This is a genomic window from Actinokineospora sp. PR83, from assembly GCF_021056305.1.
GTDB lineage: Bacteria > Actinomycetota > Actinomycetes > Mycobacteriales > Pseudonocardiaceae > Actinokineospora > Actinokineospora spheciospongiae.
Genome location: NZ_JAJCXD010000015.1, coordinates 1 through 21478, shown reverse-complemented (window position 1 = coordinate 21478; position 21478 = coordinate 1). Strand labels below are relative to the sequence as shown.

Here is a 21478-nt window from a genome sequence, read left to right as displayed (position 1 = left end):
AGCGGTTCCGCAGGTGGTCGGCGGCTGCGCCGGTGAGGTTCGGTGTGGCTGGTTGTTGCTGTGCCGGTAGGGGTTCGGGCGGCTGGTGGTCGGGTAGGCGGGTTGCGAAGCAGGTCCTACGGGGTTGTCGGGTTGAGGCGTTGCAGGACCGCTCGGGCGACCGCGTCGGTGCGGCGGAAGCCGGGGGCGTTGGTGTGGGGGCGGGAGAAGGCGCCCGCCGCCCGGATGCTGGTGTGCGGGCCCATGGCGATGCGCCTGGGGTTGGTCGTCCCGGTGGCGTCGACCAGGTCGCCGACCGAGCGGATGGTGATCCGGCCGGTGGTGCGACCACCGGTCAGTTCTTCCTCCACCAGTTCGCCCCGGTCGCGCAGGGCGGCGATCAGCGGGTCGGTGGCCCGGCGCACGCTCGGGGCGGGCAGCCGCGCCTCCACCAGGGCCGTGCCCACCTGCCGCCCTGGCACCGACGGGCTCCCGGCGACGAAGCGGCCGTTCTCCGGGCGCACCCACATGTCCGGTCCGACGAACGAGACCACACCAGCGCGGGACAGCGCCAGCAGTTGCCGCAGCCGCGGTCCTGGCGGGCCGCTGGCGAAGTAGCTGAAGAAGCCGAACCACCAGCCGTCCACGTCGTCGATCTGCGCGTCCGGGGTCAGCCTGCCCGACGCCACCACCCGCGAGAGCTGCCCGAAGCTGACCAGCAGGCCCAGGAACGCGCCCATGTCGGCGCTGAACTCCGGGTTCGCGCGGCGGGCGAGGTCGGTGGTGATGTGGGAGCGCAGGTGCTCGGTGAACGCCTCCCGGTCCGGGAAGGTCAAGCCTGCCAGCGGTTTGTCGAGCCCGTCCGGGTCGAACCTGTCCTCGGGGGCGGGCACCGCGGCCTCGACCAGCGCGCGCAGTTCGGGGCTGTCCCACTCCGCCGCCGCGTACGCCGCCTCGAACTCGGTGAACGGCAGGCCGGTCCGCTCGGCGTGGGCGGTGAACAGTTCGGTGTAGTAGGCCCAGCCGATGTCCTTGGCCATCAGCGGCCACAGGTCCCGGCGGAAGTCCAGCGGCTCCGGCCGCGCGGTCAGCTCCGCGATCGCCGCGTTGTCGAAGAAGCGGGGGAGCGCTGCGAACGGTGCCCGCAGCCGGTACTCCGGTTTCGCGCGGTAGGGCACGCCGCGCCGGGAACCGATGTGCAGGTGGGGTTCCTTGCCCGACGGGTGGTAGACCAGCGCGCCGCCCTCGGTCTCGTAGCGGCCGCCGCGGCCCTCGGTGACCAGCACCATCAGGTCGATGAAGGCCAGACCGAAGCCGCGCACCAGCACGTCCTCGCCGGGTTGCAGCGACGACAGGTCGATGTCGGAGGTGTAGGCGGGCGGGACGTAGCGCAGGTCGTGCTCGCGGGCGTACTCGGCCAGCGCCTGCTGCGCCGGGCTCGGGTCCACGTCCAGGTGCCCGATGGCCAGCACCACCATGTCCACCACCAGCGGCTCGGCGCGCTCGGCCAGCCGCACCGACTGCGGCCCGCCCGCATCGCCGGTGACGTCGACCGCGGTGTCCTCGTGCACCACCACCTCCACGGTGGGCGGCAGGTCGGCGAGCACACCGCGGAAGAACCAGTCCAGGTAGGCGCTCTGCAACCGGCGGGTGGGGAAGCGGGTCGGGGCGGCCTCGGCGAACTCCGCGCGCAGGTCCTCCGGGACGCCCTCCCCGCCCGCCGCGCGGATGCCCGCCGCCCATTCGGCCAGGGTCGGGCCAGGGCGCACCGGGCCCGCGCAGCGCACCGACTCGTCGAGGAACATGGTGACGTCCTCGGGCATGGAGTTCATCCACAGCAGCGGGGACTGCTCGTAGCGCCACACCCGGCCCGCGCCGGGCGGGTGCGGGTCGATCAGGTGCACGGTCAGGTGACCGGTGAACAGTTCCGGCGCGTTCGCCGCGATCCGCTCGACCAGCCCGACCCCGCTCGGCCCCGCGCCCACCACCGCGACGGACACCCGGTCGTCTGCTGCCACCGCGCCCCTCCGATCCGGTCCCCCACCGACAGTAGGTTTCCGGTCCGGCGGGCGAGGGGCCGCCCACCCAGTGGGACGGCCTCAGTGCACCCGTTCGACCATCCGCTGGGCCAGCCAGCCCGCCACCTCGGCCACCACCTCCTGGTCGACCGGTTCGGCGAGCTGCCTGCGGAAGTCCTCCCGCGACGGCACCCCGGGGTCCCGTCGCAGCAGGTGGGTGAGGTCCGGGACGCGCCGCACGGACACCTCCCCCGCCACCAGGTCCGCGATCACCGCCAGGTCGTCGGGGTCGACGGTGATGTCCTTCTCCCCGGTCAGCGCGAGCACCGGCACCCGCACCGCGGCCAGGTCGGCGCACGGGTCGTGGTGCACGAACTCGCGCAGCGACCGGTCCACCCTGGGGTCGCCCGCCTCGGCGCGCGCGACCTCCCTGGTGATCTGCTCCTGCGCGGTGCGCCGCAGCACCCGCAGCAGCAGCCGACTGCGCCGGGGCAGGTCGGCCGGGGTCCAGTGCCGCACGCTGTCGAGGAACGCCCGCTTGCCGCTGCGCGCCGGGCACGACAGCAGCACCAGCGCGTCGACCTCGTTCCGCGCGGCCAACCCGAGCGCGTGCAGCGCCCCCTCGCTGTGCCCGAGGAGCCCCACGCCGCGCACCTCGGGCCGCGCCGCCAGCGCCGCCAGCGCGGCGGACGCGACCTCGCGGTGGTCGTAGAACCCCATCGCGCGCCACCGGGCGTCCGTGGTCCCGGTGCGGTCGTAGCGGTAGGAGGCGATCCCGCGCGCGGCCAGCCCCCCGGCCACCGCGGGCCCCAACCCCAGCGCCCCCGCCCGCCGGTTCCCGTCGCGGTCGACCCGCCCGGCCCACAGCAGCAGCACGGCCGGGTGCGGGCCGTCCCCGTCCGGCAGCACCAGCGTGCCGGTCACCCCGCCGTCGTCCGGCAGGTCCACAGCCATCTCGATCTCGCGCATCCACCACATCCCAGTCCGAGTCCGACGGCGGTTGATCTTCCTCCCCCGCCGCCCGGCCACCCCTGTCCGGGTGGATCGCGGACCCGGGACGGGTGTTTCACCGCTCCCGCGGTCGGCGGCCGGTCAGTCGGCCAACCGGCCGAGCAGCCGCAGGGTCCGGTGCTGGGCCTCGGGGCCGCCCAGGTCGGTCCGGGTCACCACCACCTCGGTCGCCCCCGCCGCGAAGTAGTCCTCGATGCCCCGGGCGACCGCCTCCTCGTCGCCGATCAGCGCCAGCTCAGCCGCCCGCTCCGCTCCGCTGAGCGCCACCACCCGCCGGTAGGAGGGGATGGTGTCGTAGAAGGCCAGCGACTCCTCGGCGGCGGCGCGGACGGTGTCGCGGTCGTCGGTGACGACCGCGGGGACCAGCGCCACCACGCGCTGCGGCCGGGCCGCGGACCGGTGCAGGGTGGGGACGATCTCCTCGGCCAGGGCGCGCGGCCCGGCGAGGAACGGCAGGATCCCGTCGCCGAGTTCGCCGGTCGTGGCCAGGGCGCGCGGCCCCATGGCGGCGACCAGGACGTCCGGCGGTTCCGCGCCGGGCAGGGCCGTCGGCAGCGGGGAGCGGGCGGTCAGCGTCTCGCCTTCGTGGTCGACCCCGCCGGTGGTGAAGACGGTGCGCAGGACGGTCAGGTACTCGGCCAGGTGCCGCGCGGGCGCGTGGTGCGGCACCCCGAAGACGGGCTCGACCAGGGCCTTGGAGCTGAGCGCGACCCCGAGGGTGAACCGGCCGTGGGTGGCCGCCTGGGCGGTCTGCGCCGCGGCGGCCAGCGGGAGCGGGTGGCGGCCGTAGATGGGCACCGCCGAGGTCCCGACCCGGATCCCGGGCACCTCCCGGCCGACGATCCCGGCCAGGGCCACCGCGTCGTAGTCGAAGCGCTGCCCCAGCCAGACCGCGCCCACGCCCGCCGCCGCGGCGGCCCGCGCGAAGCCGACCACGTCGTCGACGAGGTTGCCCGTGCCGGACGCGGCGTGCAGGGACACGCCGATCTTCTTCGGTTCCGTTGTCATGGCGCCGGATTCTGCGACGCGACCGCGCGCCGGCGCGGGATCGGCCACAGGCTGGGACAGCGGGAATCAACACCCGGTCGAATCGGTTCCAGACGGGTTGCCGTGGTCGGCGGTGGCGGGTGAGCGGGCGGCGGTGTGGGTGCCTGCCGGGTGCGGTCAGCCCGCCCACCGCTCCTCGGCCATCAGGCCCGGGCGGGATCGGGCCACCGCCCGCTCGTTCTCCGGGGTGAACACCTCGGTGCGCTGCTGTGCAGCCCGGCGCTCCGCGTCGGCGAAGACCAGTTGGGTGTTGACGGCGGCTCCGACCCGGTACCCGGCGCTGGCCGCGTTCACGACCTGTTCGGCCGGGCCGGTGATGTTGCCCGCCGCCCACACGCCCGGCACGCTGGTCGCCCCCATGGCGTCGACCGCGACGAACGGGCCGAACGGGGTCTCGGCCATCTTCGCGCCGAGCGCGGACAGCAGGGTGTCGCGGGGGACCATGCGGGGCGGCACGACAAAAGTGGACCGGGGGAAGAAGTTCCCGTCGGTGAGCCGCACACCGGTCAGCCGGTCCTCGGCGACCTCCAGCCGTTCGATGTTCCCGCGCACGACGCAGATGCCCGCCGCCCGGAGCAACTGCCACTCCGCGTCGGGCACCGCGTTCTCGTCCACACCGTCGAGGAACACGGTGACGTCCTCCGAGAGCTGGCGGAACAGCAGCGCCTGGTGCACCCCGCCCGCCTTGGGGTAGAGGACGCCGATCGGCTGGTCGCGCACCTCCCACCCGTGGCAGTACGGGCAGTGCAGCACGTCCTTGCCCCACTGCTCGGCGACGCCGGGGACATCGGGCAACTCGTCGACGAGACCGGTGGCCACGACCAGCCGCCGCGCGTGGACCCGCTGCCCGGCGGCGAGGGTCAGGTCGAACTCGTGCTCGTTGTCGGGGACGACTTCGGTGACCTCGTCGGAGATGACGTGCACGCCGTAGGCCGATACCTCCTGCCGCACCGCCGCGAGGAATTCGGCGGGTGGCATCCCGTCGCGTGAGGGGTAGCCGTGCATGTGGCCCGCGGGTGCGTTGCGCGGCTTGCCCGCGTCGATCACCAGGACGGAGCGGCGCGCGCGTCCCAGCACCAGCGCTGCCGACAGACCGGCTGTGCCGCCGCCCACGACCACGGCCTCGTAGCTGTTCTCGATCTGCATGGGTGACTCCTCGGTCCGACCAGTGGTGTGCTGCCGACACTCCGCCGGGTCCGGTTGAACGGCAAGTTTCTTTGCTCAATCAGCAAATCGTGGAGCACTCCCAGCGGGTGAACCCGACCCGTAAAACGAGTGGCACTCACCCTGGGTCGACCCCTGGCACCCCTAGTCGAATAATGTCATTATCTGACTCATGAGAACCTCTCGCCTCACCCTCACGGCGACCCTGCTGGCCGTGGGCCTCAGCGCGCTGCCCGCCGCCCAGGCCAGTGCCGCCACCGGGGCCTCCGGTCCGTCCATCCCGTTCGGCACCCCCCTCTTCCAGAAAAGCCAACTGGGCTTGTCCGCCGACACGGGGGTGATCGTCGGCGATGTCGATTCGCGGGTCGTGTTGTGGAAGGACGGTCAGACGAAGGTCCTGACGGGGGTCGGGGGACAGGCGAACGGGATCAACGCGAGCGGGTCGTTCACCGGGTCCACCTTCGTGGGCACCGGGGACTACGCGCAGTCCCGTGCGATCGTGTGGGACGGCGAGGGGACACCGACCGACATCACGCCCGCGGGGGCCTCCAGGGCCATCGGGCGGGCCATCGCCGACGACGGCACCGTCCTGCTGACCTACAACGTGGGCGCAGGCCCCTCGCAGTACGGGGTCCTGCGCGGCGGGGCGCTCACGCCGTTGCCGCTGGGGGAGAAGGGGCGGGCCGTCGCGATGAACAACAGCGGGGAGACCATCGCGGTCACCTACCCCGGCTGGGTCGCCACCGCGACGAAGTGCACCGCCGCGGGGGTCTGCGCCGCGCTGCCCACCCCGTCGGGCACGCTGCGCTCGGAGGTGACCGCCATCAACGATTCGGGCGACGCGGTGGGGTGGGCCGAGGTGCAGACCAGCCCGTCGACCCGCGACATCCTCGCCCTGCTGTGGAGCGACAACGGGGCGACGGTGCTGCCCGCCCTGGCCGGGGAGACCGGCGCGACCGCGACGAGGATCAGCGACGCGGGCCTCGTCGGCGGCCGGTCCGGCGGCACGGCCGTGGTGTGGCGGGACGGTGCCGCGGTGGAGTTGGCGCCGGGCACCCCGCACGCGACCTACGAGCTGGGCATCTCCGGGATCAACAGCGCGGGCGAGGTCGTGGGCACGGTCGTCGACACGCGCGACGGCACCCGCAAGAGCAACGGCTTCCTCTGGAAGGACGGGAGGCTGACCATCCTCGACGGCGCCTTCCCGCTCCCCTTCTCCGGGGTCAGCGGCATCACCGAGGGCGGCCTCATCCTCGGGGTCAGCTTCGCCTCCAAGTTCAACCCCCTGTACCCCGAGATCTACCTCGCCACCACCTGGCGGGCCAAGCGCTAGGCCGTGTCCTCAAAGCCCGGGGTTTTGCTGGTGTGCCCGGCTGGGTGGATGGGCAGCCGGGCTGGCGGTTTTCAGGTGGTCGGCTTTGAGGACAGGCCCTAGGCGGGCTCCTTGCCCGCGGTAATGTCGGCGCACAGGGCCAAGAGGTCCTGCTCGTCGAGGACCAGGTATTCCTGTCCGTCCGCCGAGCGGGCCGAGCCGTCGGTCTTGGCGGTGTGGAAGTGGCGTTGGTCGGCGGGGACGTCGGCGATCCTCGCGGCGGTCCGGGGGAGTCGGGGACCGGTCAGGTCGGCGTCGAGCGTGACGTGGGAGCCGAGGGCGGCAAGGACGAGGCGGAGCTTGGTCGGGTCGGCGAGGGTGTCGGGGGTCAGCAACTCGTCGACGACGGCCTGGAGGAGTTGTTGTTGGCGGTCGATGCGGTCGAGGTCGCCCCGGTCGAGGCCGTGGCGCTGGCGGACCCAGGTCAGCGCGTCCTCGCCCGCGATCGTGATCCGGCCCTGGGCGAAGGTGGTGCCGGTGCGGGGGTCGGTGGTCTCGACCGGGTTCTGCACGGTCACCCCGCCCAGGTGGGTGGTGATCTCGCGGACGGCGGTGAAGTCGACCAGCACCACGTGGTCGAGGCGCCAGCCGGTCAGCCCCTCCACCAGCCCGGCCGTCATCGGCACCCCGCCGTAGGCCAGGGACGCGTTGGCCTTGGCCGCGCCGTGGCCGGGCAGCGGAACCCAGGAGTCGCGGGGGATGGAGACCACGTCGATGCGGCTGTCGTCGGCCGCGACGCGCAGGACCATGATCGTGTCGGCGCGCCTGCCGGTGATGCCCGACCCGGCGTCCTCGCCGGTGCGCTCGTCGCTGCCGATGAGCAGGATCGTCAGCGGGTCGCCCGGTTCCTCGGCGGGGCGGTCGGTCAGGCCGGAGAGGGTGTCGCCGGGGAGGGTGGCGACGCCGTCGGTGAACGCCGAGCTGACCGCCCAGCCGACGCCGAGGCCCGCCACGACCGCCACCGCCGCCACGGCGACCAGCAGCCGGGCGAACACGGTCACCGCGCGCAGTCTCATACGGGTCAGTGTGCGTCACCCGCACGGGCTAAGCCAAGACATGACTTCATCAGGTGGAACACCGGTGACCGCCACCGCGCCTCACCCGTTCGGCGGACAGGCCCGCCATGTGCCACCACCACGTGGAGTGAGCACTCCCAAGGCGTCCCAAAATAACAACAGTGCTTATACAAGTGCTGTTACGATCGCCGCGTGCAAGATCCAACCGAACACAGCCGCTGGCGACCGCTGCGCCTGCTCCAGGCCGCCATGGACGACGACATCGCCCGCCTCTACGCCGACCGGGGCGTCGCCGGGCTCAAGCCCAGCTTCGTGATGGAGCTGATCCGGCTGCACGCGCGCGGCCCGATGACCATCACCGAACTCGCCGAGTCCGTCGAGCGCACGCACTCGGCCATGAGCCAGAAGGTCAAGGCCATGCGCGCGGCCGGGCTCGTGCGCACCACGACCGGGGCCGACGCGCGCAGCAAGAGGATCACCCTGACCGCCAAGGCGCGGCGGGAGGTGGGCGCGCTCGCGGCGGAGTGGCGGGCCACCGAGGCCGCCGTCGCCGAGCTGGAGGCGGAGATCCCCTACCCGCTGAGCCGGGTCGTGGTCGACATCGAGGCGGCGCTGGCCCGGCGCAGCTTCCACGACCGCATCGCCGAGAAGCTCGAGCAGGACCCGGAGTGGGGTTGACGGTCGACCTCGGCCCGCTGCGCGCGTCGAAGCCGTTCCGCAGGCTGTGGGTCGGCCGGGCGTTCGCCGGGTTGGGGTCGCAGCTCACGCTCGTCGCGGTGCTCCACCAGGTCTGGCAGGCCACCGGGTCGACGCTGTGGACCGGTGCGGTGGGCTTGGCGCAGGCGGTCCCGCTGATCGGGCTGGGGATGTTCGCCGGGGCACTGGTCGACCGGGTGGACCGCCGCAAGTTCTACCTGGTGACCCTGACCGGGCAGGCTGCGTGCTCGGTGCTGCTCGCGGTGCAGGCGTTCCTCGACGTGCCGGTGGTCGTCGTGCTGGCCCTCGTGGCGGTGCAGTCGTGCTTCGTCGCGGGCGGTGGACCGGCCGCGCGGACGTTCGCGCCGCGACTGCTGCCCGCCGACCAGCTCGCCGCCGGGCTGGCGCTGCAACGGATCTCGTTCCAGGGCGCGATGTTGCTCGGCCCGGCCCTCGGCGGGCTGCTGGGGTGGGTCGGCGTCGGGGGCTGCTACCTGGTGGACGTGGCCACCTTCGGGATCGCCTTCCTCGGCGCCTTCGGGCTGCCCGCCATGCTGCCCGGCGGCGAACCCGCCCGGCCCGGGGTGCGCGGGGTGCTCGACGGGCTGCGGTTCCTGCTCGGGCACGCGACCGTGCGCGGTGCGCTGCTCACCGACCTCGCCACCATGGTGCTGTCCATGCCGATCAGCCTGTTCCCGCTGGTCAACGCGGAGCGCTTCGGCGACGACCCGCGTACGCTGGGGCTGTTCCTGTCCGCGGTCGCGGTCGGCGGGGTGGTCGCGTCGGTGTTCTCCGGGACCTTCACCCGGCTGCCGCGCCAGGGCGTGGTCATGCTCGCCGGGTCATCGGCGTGGGGGGTGGCGATGGTCCTGTTCGGGTTCGCGGCGAACCCGTGGCTCGCGCTCGGCGCCCTGGTGCTGGCGGGCGCCGCCGACACCGTGTCGGTGGTGTCGCGCGGGGCGATCGTGCAGCTCAACACCCCGGACGAGCTGATGGGCCGGGTCGCCGCCGCCGAGGTGGTCGTCGGGCAGGCCGGGCCGGACGTGGGCAACCTGCGCGCCGGGCTGGTCGCGCACGCCACCTCCGGGACGGCCGCGCTGGTCAGCGGCGGGGTGCTGTGCGTGGCCGTGGTGGCCGCCGTGGCCGCGTTCACCCCCGGGTTGCGCAAGCACGCCTACTCGCCGTCTTCCTCCTCCGGGGGCGGGGCCTGACGGCGGGCGACGACGACCAGCAGCGCGATGATCAGCACCGGGCCTGCGAAGACGGCGATCTCGTCCCAGCCGCCCTGGTGCATCAGGATCACCGGCAGGTCCTCGGCCAGGTGCACCGTCACACCCCCGAGACCAGCGCGATGCCGACCGCGGTGTACCCGACCATCAGCGCGAGCACCGGGTACTGGCCCACCCGCTCGTACCCCGGCCGCAGGTCGCGCAGCGACTGGTCGTGCGCGGAGGTGACCGCCAGGACGTGCCCGAGCACGATCCCGCCGACCTGCACCGCCGCGATCAGCCCCGCCGACAGCAGCGTGTAGTCCACCGCGCCACCGGACCAGGCCGTCCACCCGCGCTGGCCCTCGAACACCGCGAACGAGAAGTAGTGCGCCACCGTGTACCCGACCATGATCGGCACCAGCGTGTGCGCGAACGCGTCGTAGGGCGCCACCGACCGGCGCAGGTACGGCCGGGTCAGCCGGATCGCCCCCGCGTAGGCCAGCGCCGTCGCCGCGACGGCCACCACCAACCCGAGCGTGCCCACCGCGGCAGACGCCCCGACAGCCTCTTGTGTCGATGTCCCCTGTATGGATGTCCACACTGGAAGCCGTGTCACCCCGTCGAACACCGTGGAACCCAGCACCAGCAACACGAACGGCGTCAGCCCGCTGCGCGCCTGGAGCGCCACCAGGCCGTCGAGCGGGTTGCGCAGCACCAGCGCGCCGTCCGCGCGCCGACCCAGCGGCGACAGCGCGGCCACCAGCACCGAGTACAGCTCGAACCCGTCGCCCCGGTCGAACCACCCCGGCCCGAACACCGCGCCCGCCACCACGTGCACGACCGCGTAGACCGTCACGAACGCCGCCACGACCCGCACCGAGTCGGAGAACCCGGAAGCCAGTTCCAGCCACAGGAAAGCGAACAGGCTCACCACGGCGGGCCAGTGCCCCACCGCGGGCAGTTCCCGCCGCGGCACCAGTCGACCCAGCCCGGCCGCGAGCGTCCGCAGCGGGTTCGCCAGCCGCCACACCGGGCCGAACAGCAGCGACACCGGCACCAGCCCGACCCAGAACCAGACGTAGAACCACGCGGGCGCCGGGTTGTGCTCCACATCGGACGGACCGGACCAGGCCACTGCCAGGAACCCGGCCAGCAGCAGCACTCCCACGACCTTGAGCGCCACCCGCGGCACCGGCAGCCGCACCGGCCTGCCGCCCTCGGCGCCGCGCAGTCGCGGTCGGGTCCACAGCGCGGTCAGCGCCAGGAACGACACCAGCACCGCCGCCGCTCCCGCGTTGAGCGCCAGCCACAGCGGCACCGGCAGGTCGGACCGGCCGCCGAGGCCGTGCGCGAGGATCACCCGGAGACGCGCAGCGAGGTCACCGCCGCGCCGCTGTGGTGCAGTTCCACCTCGAACACGCCGGTGGCGTCGGCGGTGAACGAGACCGAGCCGGGCTGCCCGGCGATCAGGTCGGTGGCCTTGTCGTAGCCGTGCACGTGCAGTTCGTCGTCCACGTCCGAGGTGACCTCGATGCGGACGGTGTCACCGGGGTGCGCGTCGACCCGCTCCGGGCCTGCGACCCGTTCGCCCGCGCGGACGGTGAACCGGGCGACCTGCTCGGTCGGGCCGGGCGCCGGTGCGGTCGAGCAGCTCGCGACCAGCGCGAGCAGGGCCGCCGCCACCAGGGGGTTGCGCATCGTCGCGCGTCCTTTCCGCCGGAATCCAGGTCTTGCCGCCCGGTCGGGACGGCCCTAAGGTGTGATCCAAAGTAACAGTTACTTTGATTCACTGCTACTGCTGGTCCGGCTCGGATTCCCTTCGGCGAGGAAGGCGACATGGTGGTGTTGGCGCAGGAGGGGAGCCCCCCGGCGGGCGGGGCCGAGTTCGGCCAGATCGTTCTCGCGGCACTCATGTTCGCGGTGGTCTTCCTGCCGCTGGCCGTGTTCGTCATCCGGGAACGGGCGGGCAAGCGCACGGTGATCGGCCGGGTCGCGGACTGGATGGGCCGGATCGGCGGCATGCCGCGGTGGGCGGCCATGCCGATGCTGGTGGCCGGGCTCTCCGGCCTCGCCGCGCTCATCGGCGTCTACTGGGACGTCCCCATCCACATGGAACTGGGCCGCGACGAGGGGCCGCTGGCCAACCCCTCGCACTACCCCATCTACTTCGGGCTGATGGGCATCTTCGCCAGCGGCGTGCTCAGCGCCGCGCTCGCCAAGGACGACCTGCCCGCCCGCACCTTCAGGATCGGCCCGCACTGGCGCGCCCCGATGGGCAGCATCCAGATGATGGGCACCGGCCTGGTCGGCGTCGCGGGCTTCCCGCTCGACGACGTGTGGCACCGACTGTTCGGCCAGGACGTCACCGAGTGGGGACCGACCCACGTGCTCATGATCGGCGGCGGCATCGGCGTGGTGATCGGCATCCAGCTCCTGCTCGCCGAAGCCCGCCAGGTCGGCGCGACCGGGCTCGCGGTGCGCGTCCAGGGGCCGGTGCTCGCGGGCGCGTGGACCATGGGCGCCTCGGCGTTCCTGATGGAGTTCGACCTCGGCGTGCCGCAGTTCCCGATGCTCGCCCAGGTGGTCCTGGTCGGCCTGATCGGCTCGTGGACGCTGGTGTTCGCCCGCCTGTCGTGGGGGCCGGGCGGCACGCTGTTCGTGCTCGCGGTGTTCCTGCTGACCCGGGCGCTGTTCGCCGTCCTGCCCGCGGTGGACGGCCTGCACGTGGCCTCGCTGCTGCCCTACGTCGCCGAGGCCGTGGTGATCGAGGTGGTGGCGCTGCTGGTCGGAACCGGGCACGGGTGGCGGTTCCCGGTCGTGGCGGGCTTGGCCTCGGGCGCCGTCGGCCTGCTGGGGGAGTACCAGTTCAGCCAGTGGCTCATGCCGAACCCGTGGCCCGCCGCGCACCTGCCGCTGTTCCTGGTGTTCGGCGCGCTGGCGAGCGTGGGCGGCGCCCTGGTCGGCGCCTGGCAGCACCGGCGGGTCGAAGACGTCGCCGCGCTGCGCGAGCGGCCCACCCCGGCCGAGCCGTTCCGCACCCGCCACCTCGGCGGGCTGGTCGGCGCGCTGCTGGTCACCGGCCTGATGGCGGCCGTCGTCGTCCCCGCCGACCCGCCGCCGGGCCTGTCCGCGGACATCGCGCTCAGCGAGTCCCCGCGGGGGCAGGAGATCTCCAACCCGCACGGCGGTGGCGTCCCGCGCTGGGTCAACGCCACGGTGACCATCTCCGACCCGGAACTGGCCGACGACGCGATCTGGCTCAACGGCTTCGCCTGGCAGGGCGGCGACTTCTACACCGCGCCGCTGGTCGAGGTCGCCGACGGCGTCTACCGCACCGCCGAGCCGCTGCCCGCCTTCGGCCAGTGGAAGTCCGGCATCCGCCTGCACGCGGCCAACCGGGTCATGACCCTGGCCCCGGTCTACGCCCCGGCCGACCCGGCGGCGAACGCGCCGGAGATCTCGGCGGTCTCCGGGCCGCGCGACTTCATCTCCGAGATCTCGTTCCTGCAGCGCGAGCGCAAGACCGACACCCCGCTCGTGCTCTGGACGATCGGCTACCTGCTCGTCGGCGGGGTCTTCGCGGGCATGTGGGCGTTCTTCGCCTGGCTCTACACCGCGGCCGCCGCGGGCAAGCCGACCGCGCGCCGCAAGGTCTCCGCGCTGCCCTGACCGGGGGCCGCCGTCCTCACCCGCGCTGCGACCACCCGGTCCGCCACCGATTCGAGATCGAGGCCGACTCGCCTAACCGAACGACGCTCAAGGCTGTTCAGATTCCCGTTGAACACGGGTAACGTCCCAGCCAGGCCCCGGCCGTTCGCGGTCGGGGCCGCGTCGGTTCCGAGCTGTGCGAGGTCCCGGGAGGACATCGTGTTTCATCCCGTTCTCGGCTGGGCATATGGGTACCGGACGGCCTGGCGCGAAGGTGGTGTGGTGATGGACCCCAGCCGACTGACATGGCACGAGCAGCGAGTGCTCTCCGAGATCGAACGGCGCCTCGACCAGGAAGACCCGGACATGGTCTCGGCGTTCCGCGCCGAACCGGTGGACGGGACCGTGCCGGGACCCGGCAGGCTCTCCCTCGCCGGGATCGCCGTGCTCGCCGCCGTGGTCGGCCTGCTCGTCTCCGCGCCGCTGGTCGTCTTCTGCGGCATGATCGCCGCCGTTGCCGTGCTGCTGGTCGACGCGCCGAAGCCCGGCCCGGGCCCCGAAGTGCGCGAAGGTGGACTCCCGGGGGCGCTGCCCCCGGTGTAGAGCGCACGGCCCCCGGCGCCGGGGAAGCGCCGGGGACCGTGTTCTTCTGTCTTCTGTTCCCTACCCGCCCGAGGTCAGAGGGTCGGCGGGGCGTAGAGCAGGCGGTTCGGCGAACCCGAACCCGGGTTGGTGACCTTGCCGGTGGTGGCCTGCGAGGTCAGGTAGGACGCCACGGTCGCCGGGCTGGCGCTGGGGTTGGTGGCCAGGTAGCGCGCCACCACGCCGACCACGTGCGGGGTCGCCATCGAGGTGCCGCTGATGGTGTTCGTGGCGGTGTCGCTGGTGTTCCAGGACGACAGGATGCCCGAACCCGGCGCGAAGATGTCCACGACCGAACCGTAGTTCGAGTAGCTCGCCCGCGCGTCGGTCCGCTCGGTGGCACCCACGGTGATCGCCTCGGTCACCCGGGCGGGCGAGGTCGAGCCCGCCGAGGTCGAGCTGTTGCCCGCCGCCACGCCGTAGGTCACGCCCGAGGCGATCGAGCGGCGCACCGCCGCGTCGAGGGTGGTGGACGCGCCACCGCCCAGGCTCATGTTGGCCGCCGCGGGCTTCACCGCGTTCGCCGTCACCCAGTCGATGCCCGCGATGACGCCCGCGGTGGTGCCGGAGCCGTTGTTGTCCAGCACCCGCACGCCGATGACCGTGGCGCCCTTGGCCACGCCGTAGGTCGACCCGGCGATCGTGCCCGCCACGTGCGTGCCGTGGCCGTTGCCGTCCTGGGCCACCGCGTCGTTCTGCACGAAGTCGTAGCCGTTGCGCGCCCGGCCGCCAAACTGCGAGTGGCTGATCCGCAGACCGGTGTCGATGACGTAGACGTTCACCCCCGCGCCGGTGCTGGCGTAGGTGTAGCGCGCGTCCAGCGGCAGGTTGCGCTGGTCGATGCGGTCCAGGCCCCACGGCGGGTTGGTCTGCGTGGCGTCGGCGTGCACGACCTGGTCGGCCTCGACCGAGGCGACCGACGGGTCGGCGGCCAGCCGCTTCGCCTGCTTCTCCGACATCTTCGCCGAGAAGCCGTGCAGCGCCGACCGGTACACCCGGTCCACGGTGCCGCCGAAGGACTTGGTGAGCGAGTCCGCGCTCGCGGCGCTGAGGCCGGCGGTGTCCTTGAGGGTGACGATGTAGCTGCCGGGAACCGCCCTCGCGGAGTCCGCGGCCAGCACGGTGCCCTCGGCAGCCGCCTGGGCCGGGGTGGCCACGAGGCCCAGCGCGACGGTGGCCGCGCCGAGCCCGGCGAACAGGCTGAACTTGCGCATACGTGTCTTCCGTTCTTCGCAGGGAATGGCGGCGGGCAGGGAGTCGCCACCGCGGACGACATTAAGCGCGCACCCCCGGCCGCGGCATCGGCCAGAAGTGGGACGGCCGCTCACCTGCGAGAACACGCTGCGAATATGGCAATGACTGGGAATGGGCAATACTGGCAACTGTGGTGCGCGGAAACCGGACGTGTCAGCCGTTCAATTTCCGGAAACCATTTCATCACCTCTGGCGAAAACGCCACCCACCCGGGGCGATTGCTTTGCCGCAGTGTTTCCGGCTCGTGGCCCGCTGGCGGTGCCCCACCCGGGTGGGGCGGGGTCCGCGCCGCCCGGCACACTTGTCCCGATTGGTCCGATCGGGTGGTCGTCGATGATCGCCGCTCACCCGTCGGTGCCCGCGCCCATGCTCGGTGTGGACCGGCTTCGGGCACGTTCCCTGGGAGGACTCGACAGATGACCACGCCGTACGGCCAGGACCCGCGCAGCGGCGGCCACCACCCCGACCCCGGCACCGGCGGCGTCCCGACCTGGGGCCCGGGGACCGGCGGCCAACCCGTGCAGCATCCCGGGTCGTACCCGGCGACCGGCGGTCAGCCCGCGCTGAACCCGCCCCCGCTGCCGGAGGCCAAGCGCGGCCGCGGCGCGCTCATCGGCCTCGGCGCGGCGACCGCGGTGGCGCTGGCCGCGGCGGCCGTGTTCGTGTTCCTGTGGCTGGGCGCCAAGGGCGAACGCGACGACCTCGACACCAAGTACCAGCAGCAGAGCTCGGCGCTGACCTCCGCGCAGGACGGCAGGAAGAAGGCCGAGGCGGACCTGGCCTCGGCCAAGGAGGACGCCGACAAGGCGCGCAGCGCGCAGCGCAAGGCCGAGAGCGACGCCTCGGCCGCCGACAAGTGCCGCACCGCCGCCCGCGCCTTCGTCGCCGCGGCCCAGGGCACCGACGAGGCCAAGGTCAACCAGACCGCCGACGACATGGTCGCCGCCTGCTGACCCACCCCCACCGCTGCGACGTCGGCCCCGCCCGGTTCCCCCGGCCGGGGCCGACGCCGTTCCGGGTCCTCTGAGGAGCGGCACCGGGGCAGACCTGTCCGGGTGATCGTCAGGGGCGCCGCGGCGGTCCAGGATGGCCGGGACGCCGTCGACGAAGGAGTGCCGCGATGACCGAACCGCTCACGCTCGACCCGGCCACCACCGCCATCGTCCTGATCGAGTTCCAGAACGACTTCACCACCGAGGGCGGCGTCCTGCACGACGCCGTCGCCGAGGTCATGGCCGAAACCGGCACGGTGCCCAACACCGTCGCCCTGGTCGCGGCGGCCCGCGCCGCCGGGGCGACCATCATGCACGCCCCGATCTCCTTCGCGGCCGGCTACCACGAGATCTCCCGCCACCCGTACGGCATTCTCAAGGGCGTCGTCGACGGCGGCGCGTTCGTCCAGGGCGGGTGGGGCGCCGCGATCGTCGACGACCTCGCGCCGCAGGAGGGCGACATCGTGGTCGAGGGCAAGCGCGGGCTCGACACCTTCGCCAGCACCAACCTCGACTTCATCCTGCGCAGCAAGGGGATCACCACCATCGCGCTCGGCGGGTTCCTCACCAACTGCTGCGTGGAATCCACCATGCGCACCGGCTACGAGAACGGCTACCGGGTGATCACCCTGACCGACTGCCTGGCCGCCACCTCCCGGGCCGAGCACGACAACGCCATCACCCACGACTACCCGATGTTCTCGCTGCCGGTCACCTCCACCGAGGTCATCGCCGCCCTGTCCTGACCGCCGCGACCCGACCGGGGGCGGTCGGGCGCACCGGTCAGGTCGGCCAGCAGGGCCGCCTTGACCGCCGCGCGGCTCGCCGCGACCAGGGTGAAACCCGCCTCGCGCACCAACCGCTGGCCGTGGCCGCCCGTGGTGACCCCGCGACCGCCCTCGGCCACGACCACTGCGCCCGCCGCCCGGTAGGCCAGGGCGGAACCCGCGGCCCGGGCGGCGAGCAGCGCGTCGACGTTCCCGAGGCCCGCGTCCAGGTCGGCCCGCACGGTGTCGACGCGCTCGCGCACCGCCGCCGCGGCTGCGGACTGGTCGAGGTCGTCGAGCAGGGTGGCGCAGCGGCGCGCGACTCCGAGCGCGAGGCAGCCGTTGAGGCGGGAGCCGAAGGTCTGCACGGCGCGGAAGTCCTGGAGGCCGACCGTCGAGAGCACGCGGTCGGCAGGCACCCGCAGGCCGTCGAAGACCAGTCGGGCGGTGTTCGTCGCCTGGGCGGCGACCAGGTCGAACGGCCGCGCGGTCAGACCCGGCGCGGCCTTCGCGTCGACCAGGGCGTTGACGACCGAGTCGCCGTGCACACCGGAGACCTGCAGGACGTCGACGGTGCCCCAGCCGCTGACGAACGGCCCGTCGCCGGTGAACGCCCACCCGCCGTCCACGGGCTCGGCGCGCAGCCGGGGCGGGTCGGCGAGGGCGCCCGCGAACGCCACCCCGCCCTTGACTCGGCCCGCCACGGCCGCGTCGAGGAACCGCTCCCGCAGCCCGGTGTTGTCCGACCCCGCGAGGCCCATGACCACGCCGTGGTGCTGCACCCAGGTGAACGTCGTCGCCAGGCACCCGCCCGCGAGCACCTCCAACGCCTCGCCCATCGCGCCCAGGTCGACGTCCTGCCGGGCGGCCACGCCGTAGAAGCCCTCGGCGGCCAGGACCCGCCAGTGGCTCTCCGGGACGACCCCGGTCCGGTCCACCCGGTCCGCGTCCGGGAACAGCACGGTCTCAGCGATCCACTGGGCGCGGTCCACGAGGTCAGTCATTTACTTAGGCTAGCCTAACTCGCGGTGGGTGGGCGTGGGTTCGGCCGCACCGCCGCCATCGCCCGCTCAGGCGGCGCGGTGCTTGCCCGCCGGGCGCAGGTGGCGGCCGGTGCGCGGGGCGCCGGGCTCAGTGCGGTCGGGCTCGCCAGGGTCGTCGAGGAGGCGGACGGTGTCCTCGTGGTCGCCGGTGGCCAGGTCGCCGGGGACCGGGTCGCGCTCGATGCGGCGGATGGCGATCAGCAGGATCAACCCGGCGACGATCAGCCCGTGGCCGAGCACCCGGGGGAGCGGGGCGGAGCCGGTGATCAGGTCGTGCGCGGAGTAGCCGAGCAGCACCACCACGAACCCCGACAGCACCGGCACCATCCCGATGGCGTTGCGCGGTCGCCAGGCGACCCAGTAGAAGCCGATGCCCAGGGCCAGGTTCCACGCCGTGCTCTCGTTGAACAGGTGCAGCGCCAGCGAGGAGTCGGGGTGCCCGCCGTGCGCGGCGGCGTCGGTGCCGAAGATCTGCGCCAGCCCCAACCCGAGCTGCGCCACGGCGACGAGCCCCAGCAGGAACCGCGGCACCAGCCCCGGTGTGCGGGCCGGGGTCGGCGCGTTCTCCAGGATCAGGTCGGTCAGGTCCGGAACCCGAGCGGCGGGCCGCACTCGCAGCAGCCGGGCACCCGCGCCCGCCCGGGCCCACCAGTGCAGGCAGGCGGTGCAGCCGTCGAGGTGCTCGTCGGTCCGCTCGGCGGCGACCGGTTCGGCCTCACCGTCGAGCCGGGCCGAGAGCGCTTCACGGCACGTCACACAGTCCATACCCGTATTGTCGCCCAACCGGCGGACAAAGTTCCCCTTGCGTCGTCGGTTACCCTCGGGCCTTGTGCGAGCCGAGGACGACGACATCACCGCGTGGGCGCTGGCCGCGGGCCGGGGTGACCGCCGGGCGCTGGAGCGGTTCGTCCGCGCCACCCAGCGCGATGTGTGGCAGTTCACCGCCCACCTCGCCACCGTCGACCTCGCCGACGACCTGACGCAGGAGACGTACCTGCGCGCCCTGCCCAGCCTCCCGCGCTTCGCGGCCCGCTCCACCGCCCGCACCTGGCTGCTGTCCATCGCCCGCCGGGTCGTGGTCGACAGCGTCCGCACGGCCATGTCCCGCCCCCGCCGCGCCGCCGCGGAGGACTGGGTGGCGGCGGTGGAACAGCGCCAGGCCCGCCACCACGAGAACTCCTCCGGCTTCGAGGACATGGTCGAGGTCCAGGTCCTCCTCGACGCCCTCACCCCGGAACGCCGCGAAGCCCTGGTCCTCACCCAGATCCTCGGCTTCTCCTACGCCGAGGCCGCCGACGTCTGCGGCTGCCCCATCGGCACCGTCCGCTCCCGGGTCGCCCGCGCCCGCGACGACCTCATGCAGGGCGAGGACTCCCGCCGCACCGGCTCGGCCTGACCTCACGCGCCACCCAGCGCCACCGCCGCCCGGTGTCACGGTCTGCGCGGGACTCGTCAGCCGATCACGAAGTGAAGCGGTACTCCAGCACGTAAGAGGCGGAGTCCAGCACCATCTCGGTGACCTCCACCGCGACGTCCTCCGCCGTGTGGGCGGTCCGGACGATCATGATGACCGGCGTCCCCTGGGCCAGGTGGAGCGCTTCGGCCTCCTCGGTGCGCGGCATCCGGCAGCGGACTTCCTCGCGGAACCTGATCGGCTTGTGCCCCAGGTCGGCGAGGCGGCCGTAGGCACCACCGGGACCGGTGTCCTCCTCGCCGATCGGCGAGCCCGCCACCAGGGCGGCCGGGTAGTACGAGGTCGCCAGTTGGACGGGGCGGTCCTCGATCGCGTAGGTGCGCCTGCGGACCAGCACCTCCTCGCCCTCGCCCAGGCCGAGGGCGCCCGACACCGAGGCGGGCGGCGCCTCGCGGGTGACGGCGATCGCCCGGACGTCCGGCCTGCGGTCCGGGTCGTCGGCGGTCCAGACGGACTCGCCACGCGACCAGACGGCTTCCTGGAGGCGGTCCGGGGACACGCGGCGGATCGGCCGGAACCCGCGGACGAACGTCCCGGCGCCCCGGCGGACGACGATCAGCCCCTCGTTCTCGAGCACGTCCAAGGCGCGACGGGCCGTGGGCTGCTCCACGCCGTAGGTCGCCATCAGCTCGTTCTCGCCGGGTACTTTCGCGTTCGGCGCGAGCGCGCCGGAGTCGATGCGGTCGCGGAGTTCGTCGGCGATCTCGCGGTAGCCGAACCGACCCGTTGTCATCCGCAGAGGCTATCCAGTGTCCGCGGACCCGCTGGTCGGCACGGTGCGCGGTCCTGCGAGGGTTGGGGGCATGACTGAGCGCTTCGAGGTGTCCCGGGAGATCGCCGCGTCCCCGGCCGAGGTCTTCGCCGTCCTGACCGACCCGCGCGGGCACGTGGCGATCGACAGTTCCGGGATGCTCCAGTCCGCCGAGGGGGACCGCGTCACCGCCGTGGGTGACCGGTTCGTGGTGCACATGGACCGCGAATCCCTCAACGACTACCCCATGGGCAAGTACGACGTCACCGTCATCATCACCCGGTTCATGCCCGATGCCGAGATCGAGTGGACCATCGACGGGCAGATCCAGCCGCCGATCAGGCACCTGTACGGGTACCGGTTGGTGCCGTCCGAGGTCGGGACCACTGTCACCTCGTACTACGACTGGAGTCAGATCGAGGAGCGGTACCGGGGCAAGGTCGACTTCCCGATCATCCCGGAGGCCGGGCTGCGCGCCACCCTGGGCATCCTGGCCCGGACGGTGGAAGGGCGCTAGGAAGGTCCACCGACTCGCGGTTGTCACCCGCGCCTCACCTTCCTGTGATGTGCTTCCGGTTTTCTGGCCTCCCACCACAACGGGAGGTTCGTGTGAGCATCTACCAGGACATCGGCGGCGAGGACGCACTGGTCGCGGTCGTGGACGACTTCTACGACCGGGTGCTGGCCGACCCCGACCTGGTGGTGTTCTTCGAGGGCGTGTCGATGCCGCGGCTCAAGGGGATGCAGGTGGAGTTCTTCGCCGCCGCGCTCGGGGGGCCGCAGGTGTACTCGGGGCGGTCGATGCGGGAGGTGCACGCCGGGCGGGGGATCGCGCAGCGGCACTTCGACCTGGTGGCGAAGCACCTGACCGCCGCCCTGCTGGCCGCGGGGGTGCCCGCGGGCACGGTGGACGCGATCATCGGGGCCGTGGCGCCGCTGGCGCCGGAAATCGTGTCCGCCTCGGTGGCGTAGGGGCCCGCCCCAGGGGTGGGGGTGGCGACGGGCGTCACCGCTCGGAGTGGCTCGGGTACGCTCAGGCGCCGGGGTAGGGGACCTGGGTTCCGAGGTTTGGGGTGGCCACGCCCGTGCGCCACCCAGGGGGAGCTTGATGGACAGGCTGTTGACCGGCCCGGTGCCCGACCGGACGCCGGTCGCCGAGGTGGACGGGACCACCGCGGCCGGTGCGGCGGTCACCGTCCTGGTGGTCACCGCCGCCCTCGACGCGGGGGCGCGGCGGGTGCTGCGCGCCGAGGCCGCCGGGTTGGCCCGGCGGTTGGCCGCGGTGGACCGCCGCCTCGTCGCGCCGCTGCTCGACCACGGTGCCGACGCCGAGGGGCGGCCCTGCCTGGTGCTGCCGCGCCGGGGCCGCCCGCTGGGGGCCGCCGGGCCGGTG

Annotated in this window: 23 protein-coding genes; 11 read left to right on the top strand and 12 right to left on the bottom strand. The window is 73.3% G+C overall.

Features of this window, described 5'->3' with window-relative positions; genetic code table 11:
- Positions 1 to 116: 116 nt before the first annotated feature.
- The 4 genes from L6E12_RS04810 to L6E12_RS04795 all read right to left on the bottom strand — a co-directional run bounded on the left by L6E12_RS04810 (position 117) and on the right by L6E12_RS04795 (position 5201).
- The gene (locus L6E12_RS04810) at positions 117 to 1997 is read right to left on the bottom strand and encodes an FAD/NAD(P)-binding protein (RefSeq protein WP_236226654.1); all 1881 of its coding nucleotides are present in this window, start codon (positions 1995 to 1997) and stop codon (positions 117 to 119) included.
- Between the two features lie 81 nt (positions 1998 to 2078).
- Positions 2079 to 2966, bottom strand: coding sequence for an alpha/beta hydrolase (locus L6E12_RS04805; RefSeq protein WP_236226653.1), 888 nt, complete (start codon positions 2964 to 2966; stop codon positions 2079 to 2081).
- A gap of 123 nt (positions 2967 to 3089) precedes the next feature.
- Positions 3090 to 4016, bottom strand: coding sequence for a TIGR03564 family F420-dependent LLM class oxidoreductase (locus L6E12_RS04800; RefSeq protein WP_236226652.1), 927 nt, complete (start codon positions 4014 to 4016; stop codon positions 3090 to 3092).
- A gap of 156 nt (positions 4017 to 4172) precedes the next feature.
- The gene (locus L6E12_RS04795) at positions 4173 to 5201 is read right to left on the bottom strand and encodes an NAD(P)/FAD-dependent oxidoreductase (RefSeq protein ID WP_236226651.1); all 1029 of its coding nucleotides are present in this window, start codon (positions 5199 to 5201) and stop codon (positions 4173 to 4175) included.
- Between the two features lie 190 nt (positions 5202 to 5391).
- On the opposite strand from L6E12_RS04795, the gene L6E12_RS04790 reads away from it, so the two are divergent.
- The gene (locus L6E12_RS04790; RefSeq protein WP_236226650.1) at positions 5392 to 6552 is read left to right on the top strand and encodes a hypothetical protein; all 1161 of its coding nucleotides are present in this window, start codon (positions 5392 to 5394) and stop codon (positions 6550 to 6552) included.
- A 98-nt stretch (positions 6553 to 6650) separates the two neighbouring features.
- On the opposite strand, the gene L6E12_RS04785 is transcribed toward L6E12_RS04790, so the two are convergent.
- Positions 6651 to 7607 (bottom strand): LCP family protein, encoded by a 957-nt coding sequence (locus L6E12_RS04785; protein WP_236226649.1) that lies wholly within the window; start codon positions 7605 to 7607, stop codon positions 6651 to 6653.
- A gap of 192 nt (positions 7608 to 7799) precedes the next feature.
- Between L6E12_RS04785 and L6E12_RS04780 the strand changes: the two genes are divergently transcribed.
- Positions 7800 to 8285 (top strand): MarR family winged helix-turn-helix transcriptional regulator, encoded by a 486-nt coding sequence (locus L6E12_RS04780; RefSeq protein WP_308074126.1) that lies wholly within the window; start codon positions 7800 to 7802, stop codon positions 8283 to 8285.
- Positions 8276 to 9514 carry an MFS transporter gene (locus tag L6E12_RS04775; RefSeq protein WP_236226648.1) on the top strand — a complete coding sequence of 413 codons (1239 nt, stop codon included), beginning with the start codon at positions 8276 to 8278 and terminating at the stop codon, positions 9512 to 9514. Before L6E12_RS04780 ends, L6E12_RS04775 begins: the two co-directional genes overlap by 10 nt.
- On the opposite strand, the gene L6E12_RS04770 is transcribed toward L6E12_RS04775, so the two are convergent.
- From L6E12_RS04770 to L6E12_RS04760, 3 genes are read right to left on the bottom strand one after another with little or no spacing between them, the layout of a single operon-like run.
- On the bottom strand, positions 9478 to 9636 hold the full coding sequence (locus tag L6E12_RS04770) for a hypothetical protein (RefSeq protein ID WP_236226647.1): 159 nt from the start codon (positions 9634 to 9636) through the stop codon (positions 9478 to 9480). The genes L6E12_RS04775 and L6E12_RS04770 overlap by 37 nt on opposite strands.
- The gene (locus tag L6E12_RS04765) at positions 9633 to 10874 is read right to left on the bottom strand and encodes a hypothetical protein (RefSeq protein ID WP_236226646.1); all 1242 of its coding nucleotides are present in this window, start codon (positions 10872 to 10874) and stop codon (positions 9633 to 9635) included. Before L6E12_RS04765 ends, L6E12_RS04770 begins: the two co-directional genes overlap by 4 nt.
- Entirely contained in the window at positions 10871 to 11212 is a 342-nt protein-coding gene (locus L6E12_RS04760; protein ID WP_236226645.1) for a hypothetical protein, read from the bottom strand. Before L6E12_RS04760 ends, L6E12_RS04765 begins: the two co-directional genes overlap by 4 nt.
- 138 nt (positions 11213 to 11350) lie before the next feature.
- Between L6E12_RS04760 and L6E12_RS04755 the strand changes: the two genes are divergently transcribed.
- Both L6E12_RS04755 and L6E12_RS04750 read left to right on the top strand, forming a co-directional pair.
- The gene (locus tag L6E12_RS04755) at positions 11351 to 13183 is read left to right on the top strand and encodes a hypothetical protein (RefSeq protein WP_236226644.1); all 1833 of its coding nucleotides are present in this window, start codon (positions 11351 to 11353) and stop codon (positions 13181 to 13183) included.
- A 264-nt stretch (positions 13184 to 13447) separates the two neighbouring features.
- On the top strand, positions 13448 to 13765 hold the full coding sequence (locus L6E12_RS04750; RefSeq protein WP_236226643.1) for a DUF3040 domain-containing protein: 318 nt from the start codon (positions 13448 to 13450) through the stop codon (positions 13763 to 13765).
- Positions 13766 to 13839: 74 nt separating this feature from the next.
- Here the strand turns inward: L6E12_RS04750 and L6E12_RS04745 are convergent, their stop codons facing one another.
- Positions 13840 to 15018: a S8 family peptidase gene (locus L6E12_RS04745; protein WP_236226642.1), complete on the bottom strand. Its 1179-nt coding sequence runs from the start codon at positions 15016 to 15018 to the stop codon at positions 13840 to 13842.
- A 456-nt stretch (positions 15019 to 15474) separates the two neighbouring features.
- On the opposite strand from L6E12_RS04745, the gene L6E12_RS04740 reads away from it, so the two are divergent.
- Both L6E12_RS04740 and L6E12_RS04735 read left to right on the top strand, forming a co-directional pair.
- The gene (locus L6E12_RS04740) at positions 15475 to 16011 is read left to right on the top strand and encodes a hypothetical protein (RefSeq protein WP_236226641.1); all 537 of its coding nucleotides are present in this window, start codon (positions 15475 to 15477) and stop codon (positions 16009 to 16011) included.
- 167 nt (positions 16012 to 16178) lie between these two features.
- Positions 16179 to 16796 carry a cysteine hydrolase gene (locus L6E12_RS04735; protein ID WP_236226640.1) on the top strand — a complete coding sequence of 206 codons (618 nt, stop codon included), beginning with the start codon at positions 16179 to 16181 and terminating at the stop codon, positions 16794 to 16796.
- On the opposite strand, the gene L6E12_RS04730 is transcribed toward L6E12_RS04735, so the two are convergent.
- Positions 16739 to 17821, bottom strand: a complete 1083-nt coding sequence (locus L6E12_RS04730) for an acyl-CoA dehydrogenase family protein (protein ID WP_236226639.1) — start codon at positions 17819 to 17821, stop codon at positions 16739 to 16741. The two genes, L6E12_RS04735 and L6E12_RS04730, sit on opposite strands and share 58 nt — an antisense overlap.
- A gap of 66 nt (positions 17822 to 17887) precedes the next feature.
- Positions 17888 to 18625, bottom strand: coding sequence for a zf-HC2 domain-containing protein (locus L6E12_RS04725; protein ID WP_236226638.1), 738 nt, complete (start codon positions 18623 to 18625; stop codon positions 17888 to 17890).
- A 64-nt stretch (positions 18626 to 18689) separates the two neighbouring features.
- Between L6E12_RS04725 and L6E12_RS04720 the strand changes: the two genes are divergently transcribed.
- On the top strand, positions 18690 to 19256 hold the full coding sequence (locus L6E12_RS04720; protein ID WP_236226637.1) for a sigma-70 family RNA polymerase sigma factor: 567 nt from the start codon (positions 18690 to 18692) through the stop codon (positions 19254 to 19256).
- A gap of 64 nt (positions 19257 to 19320) precedes the next feature.
- Here L6E12_RS04720 and L6E12_RS04715 read toward each other — a convergent pair whose 3' ends face one another.
- Entirely contained in the window at positions 19321 to 20067 is a 747-nt protein-coding gene (locus L6E12_RS04715) for a GntR family transcriptional regulator (protein WP_236226636.1), read from the bottom strand.
- Between the two features lie 70 nt (positions 20068 to 20137).
- Between L6E12_RS04715 and L6E12_RS04710 the strand changes: the two genes are divergently transcribed.
- The 3 genes from L6E12_RS04710 to L6E12_RS04700 all read left to right on the top strand — a co-directional run.
- Entirely contained in the window at positions 20138 to 20602 is a 465-nt protein-coding gene (locus tag L6E12_RS04710; protein WP_236226635.1) for an SRPBCC family protein, read from the top strand.
- 92 nt (positions 20603 to 20694) lie between these two features.
- Entirely contained in the window at positions 20695 to 21057 is a 363-nt protein-coding gene (locus L6E12_RS04705) for a group 1 truncated hemoglobin (protein WP_236226634.1), read from the top strand.
- Positions 21058 to 21193: 136 nt separating this feature from the next.
- Positions 21194 to 21478 (top strand): hypothetical protein (locus L6E12_RS04700; RefSeq protein ID WP_236226633.1); only part of this gene is annotated, 285 nt, incomplete at its 3' end.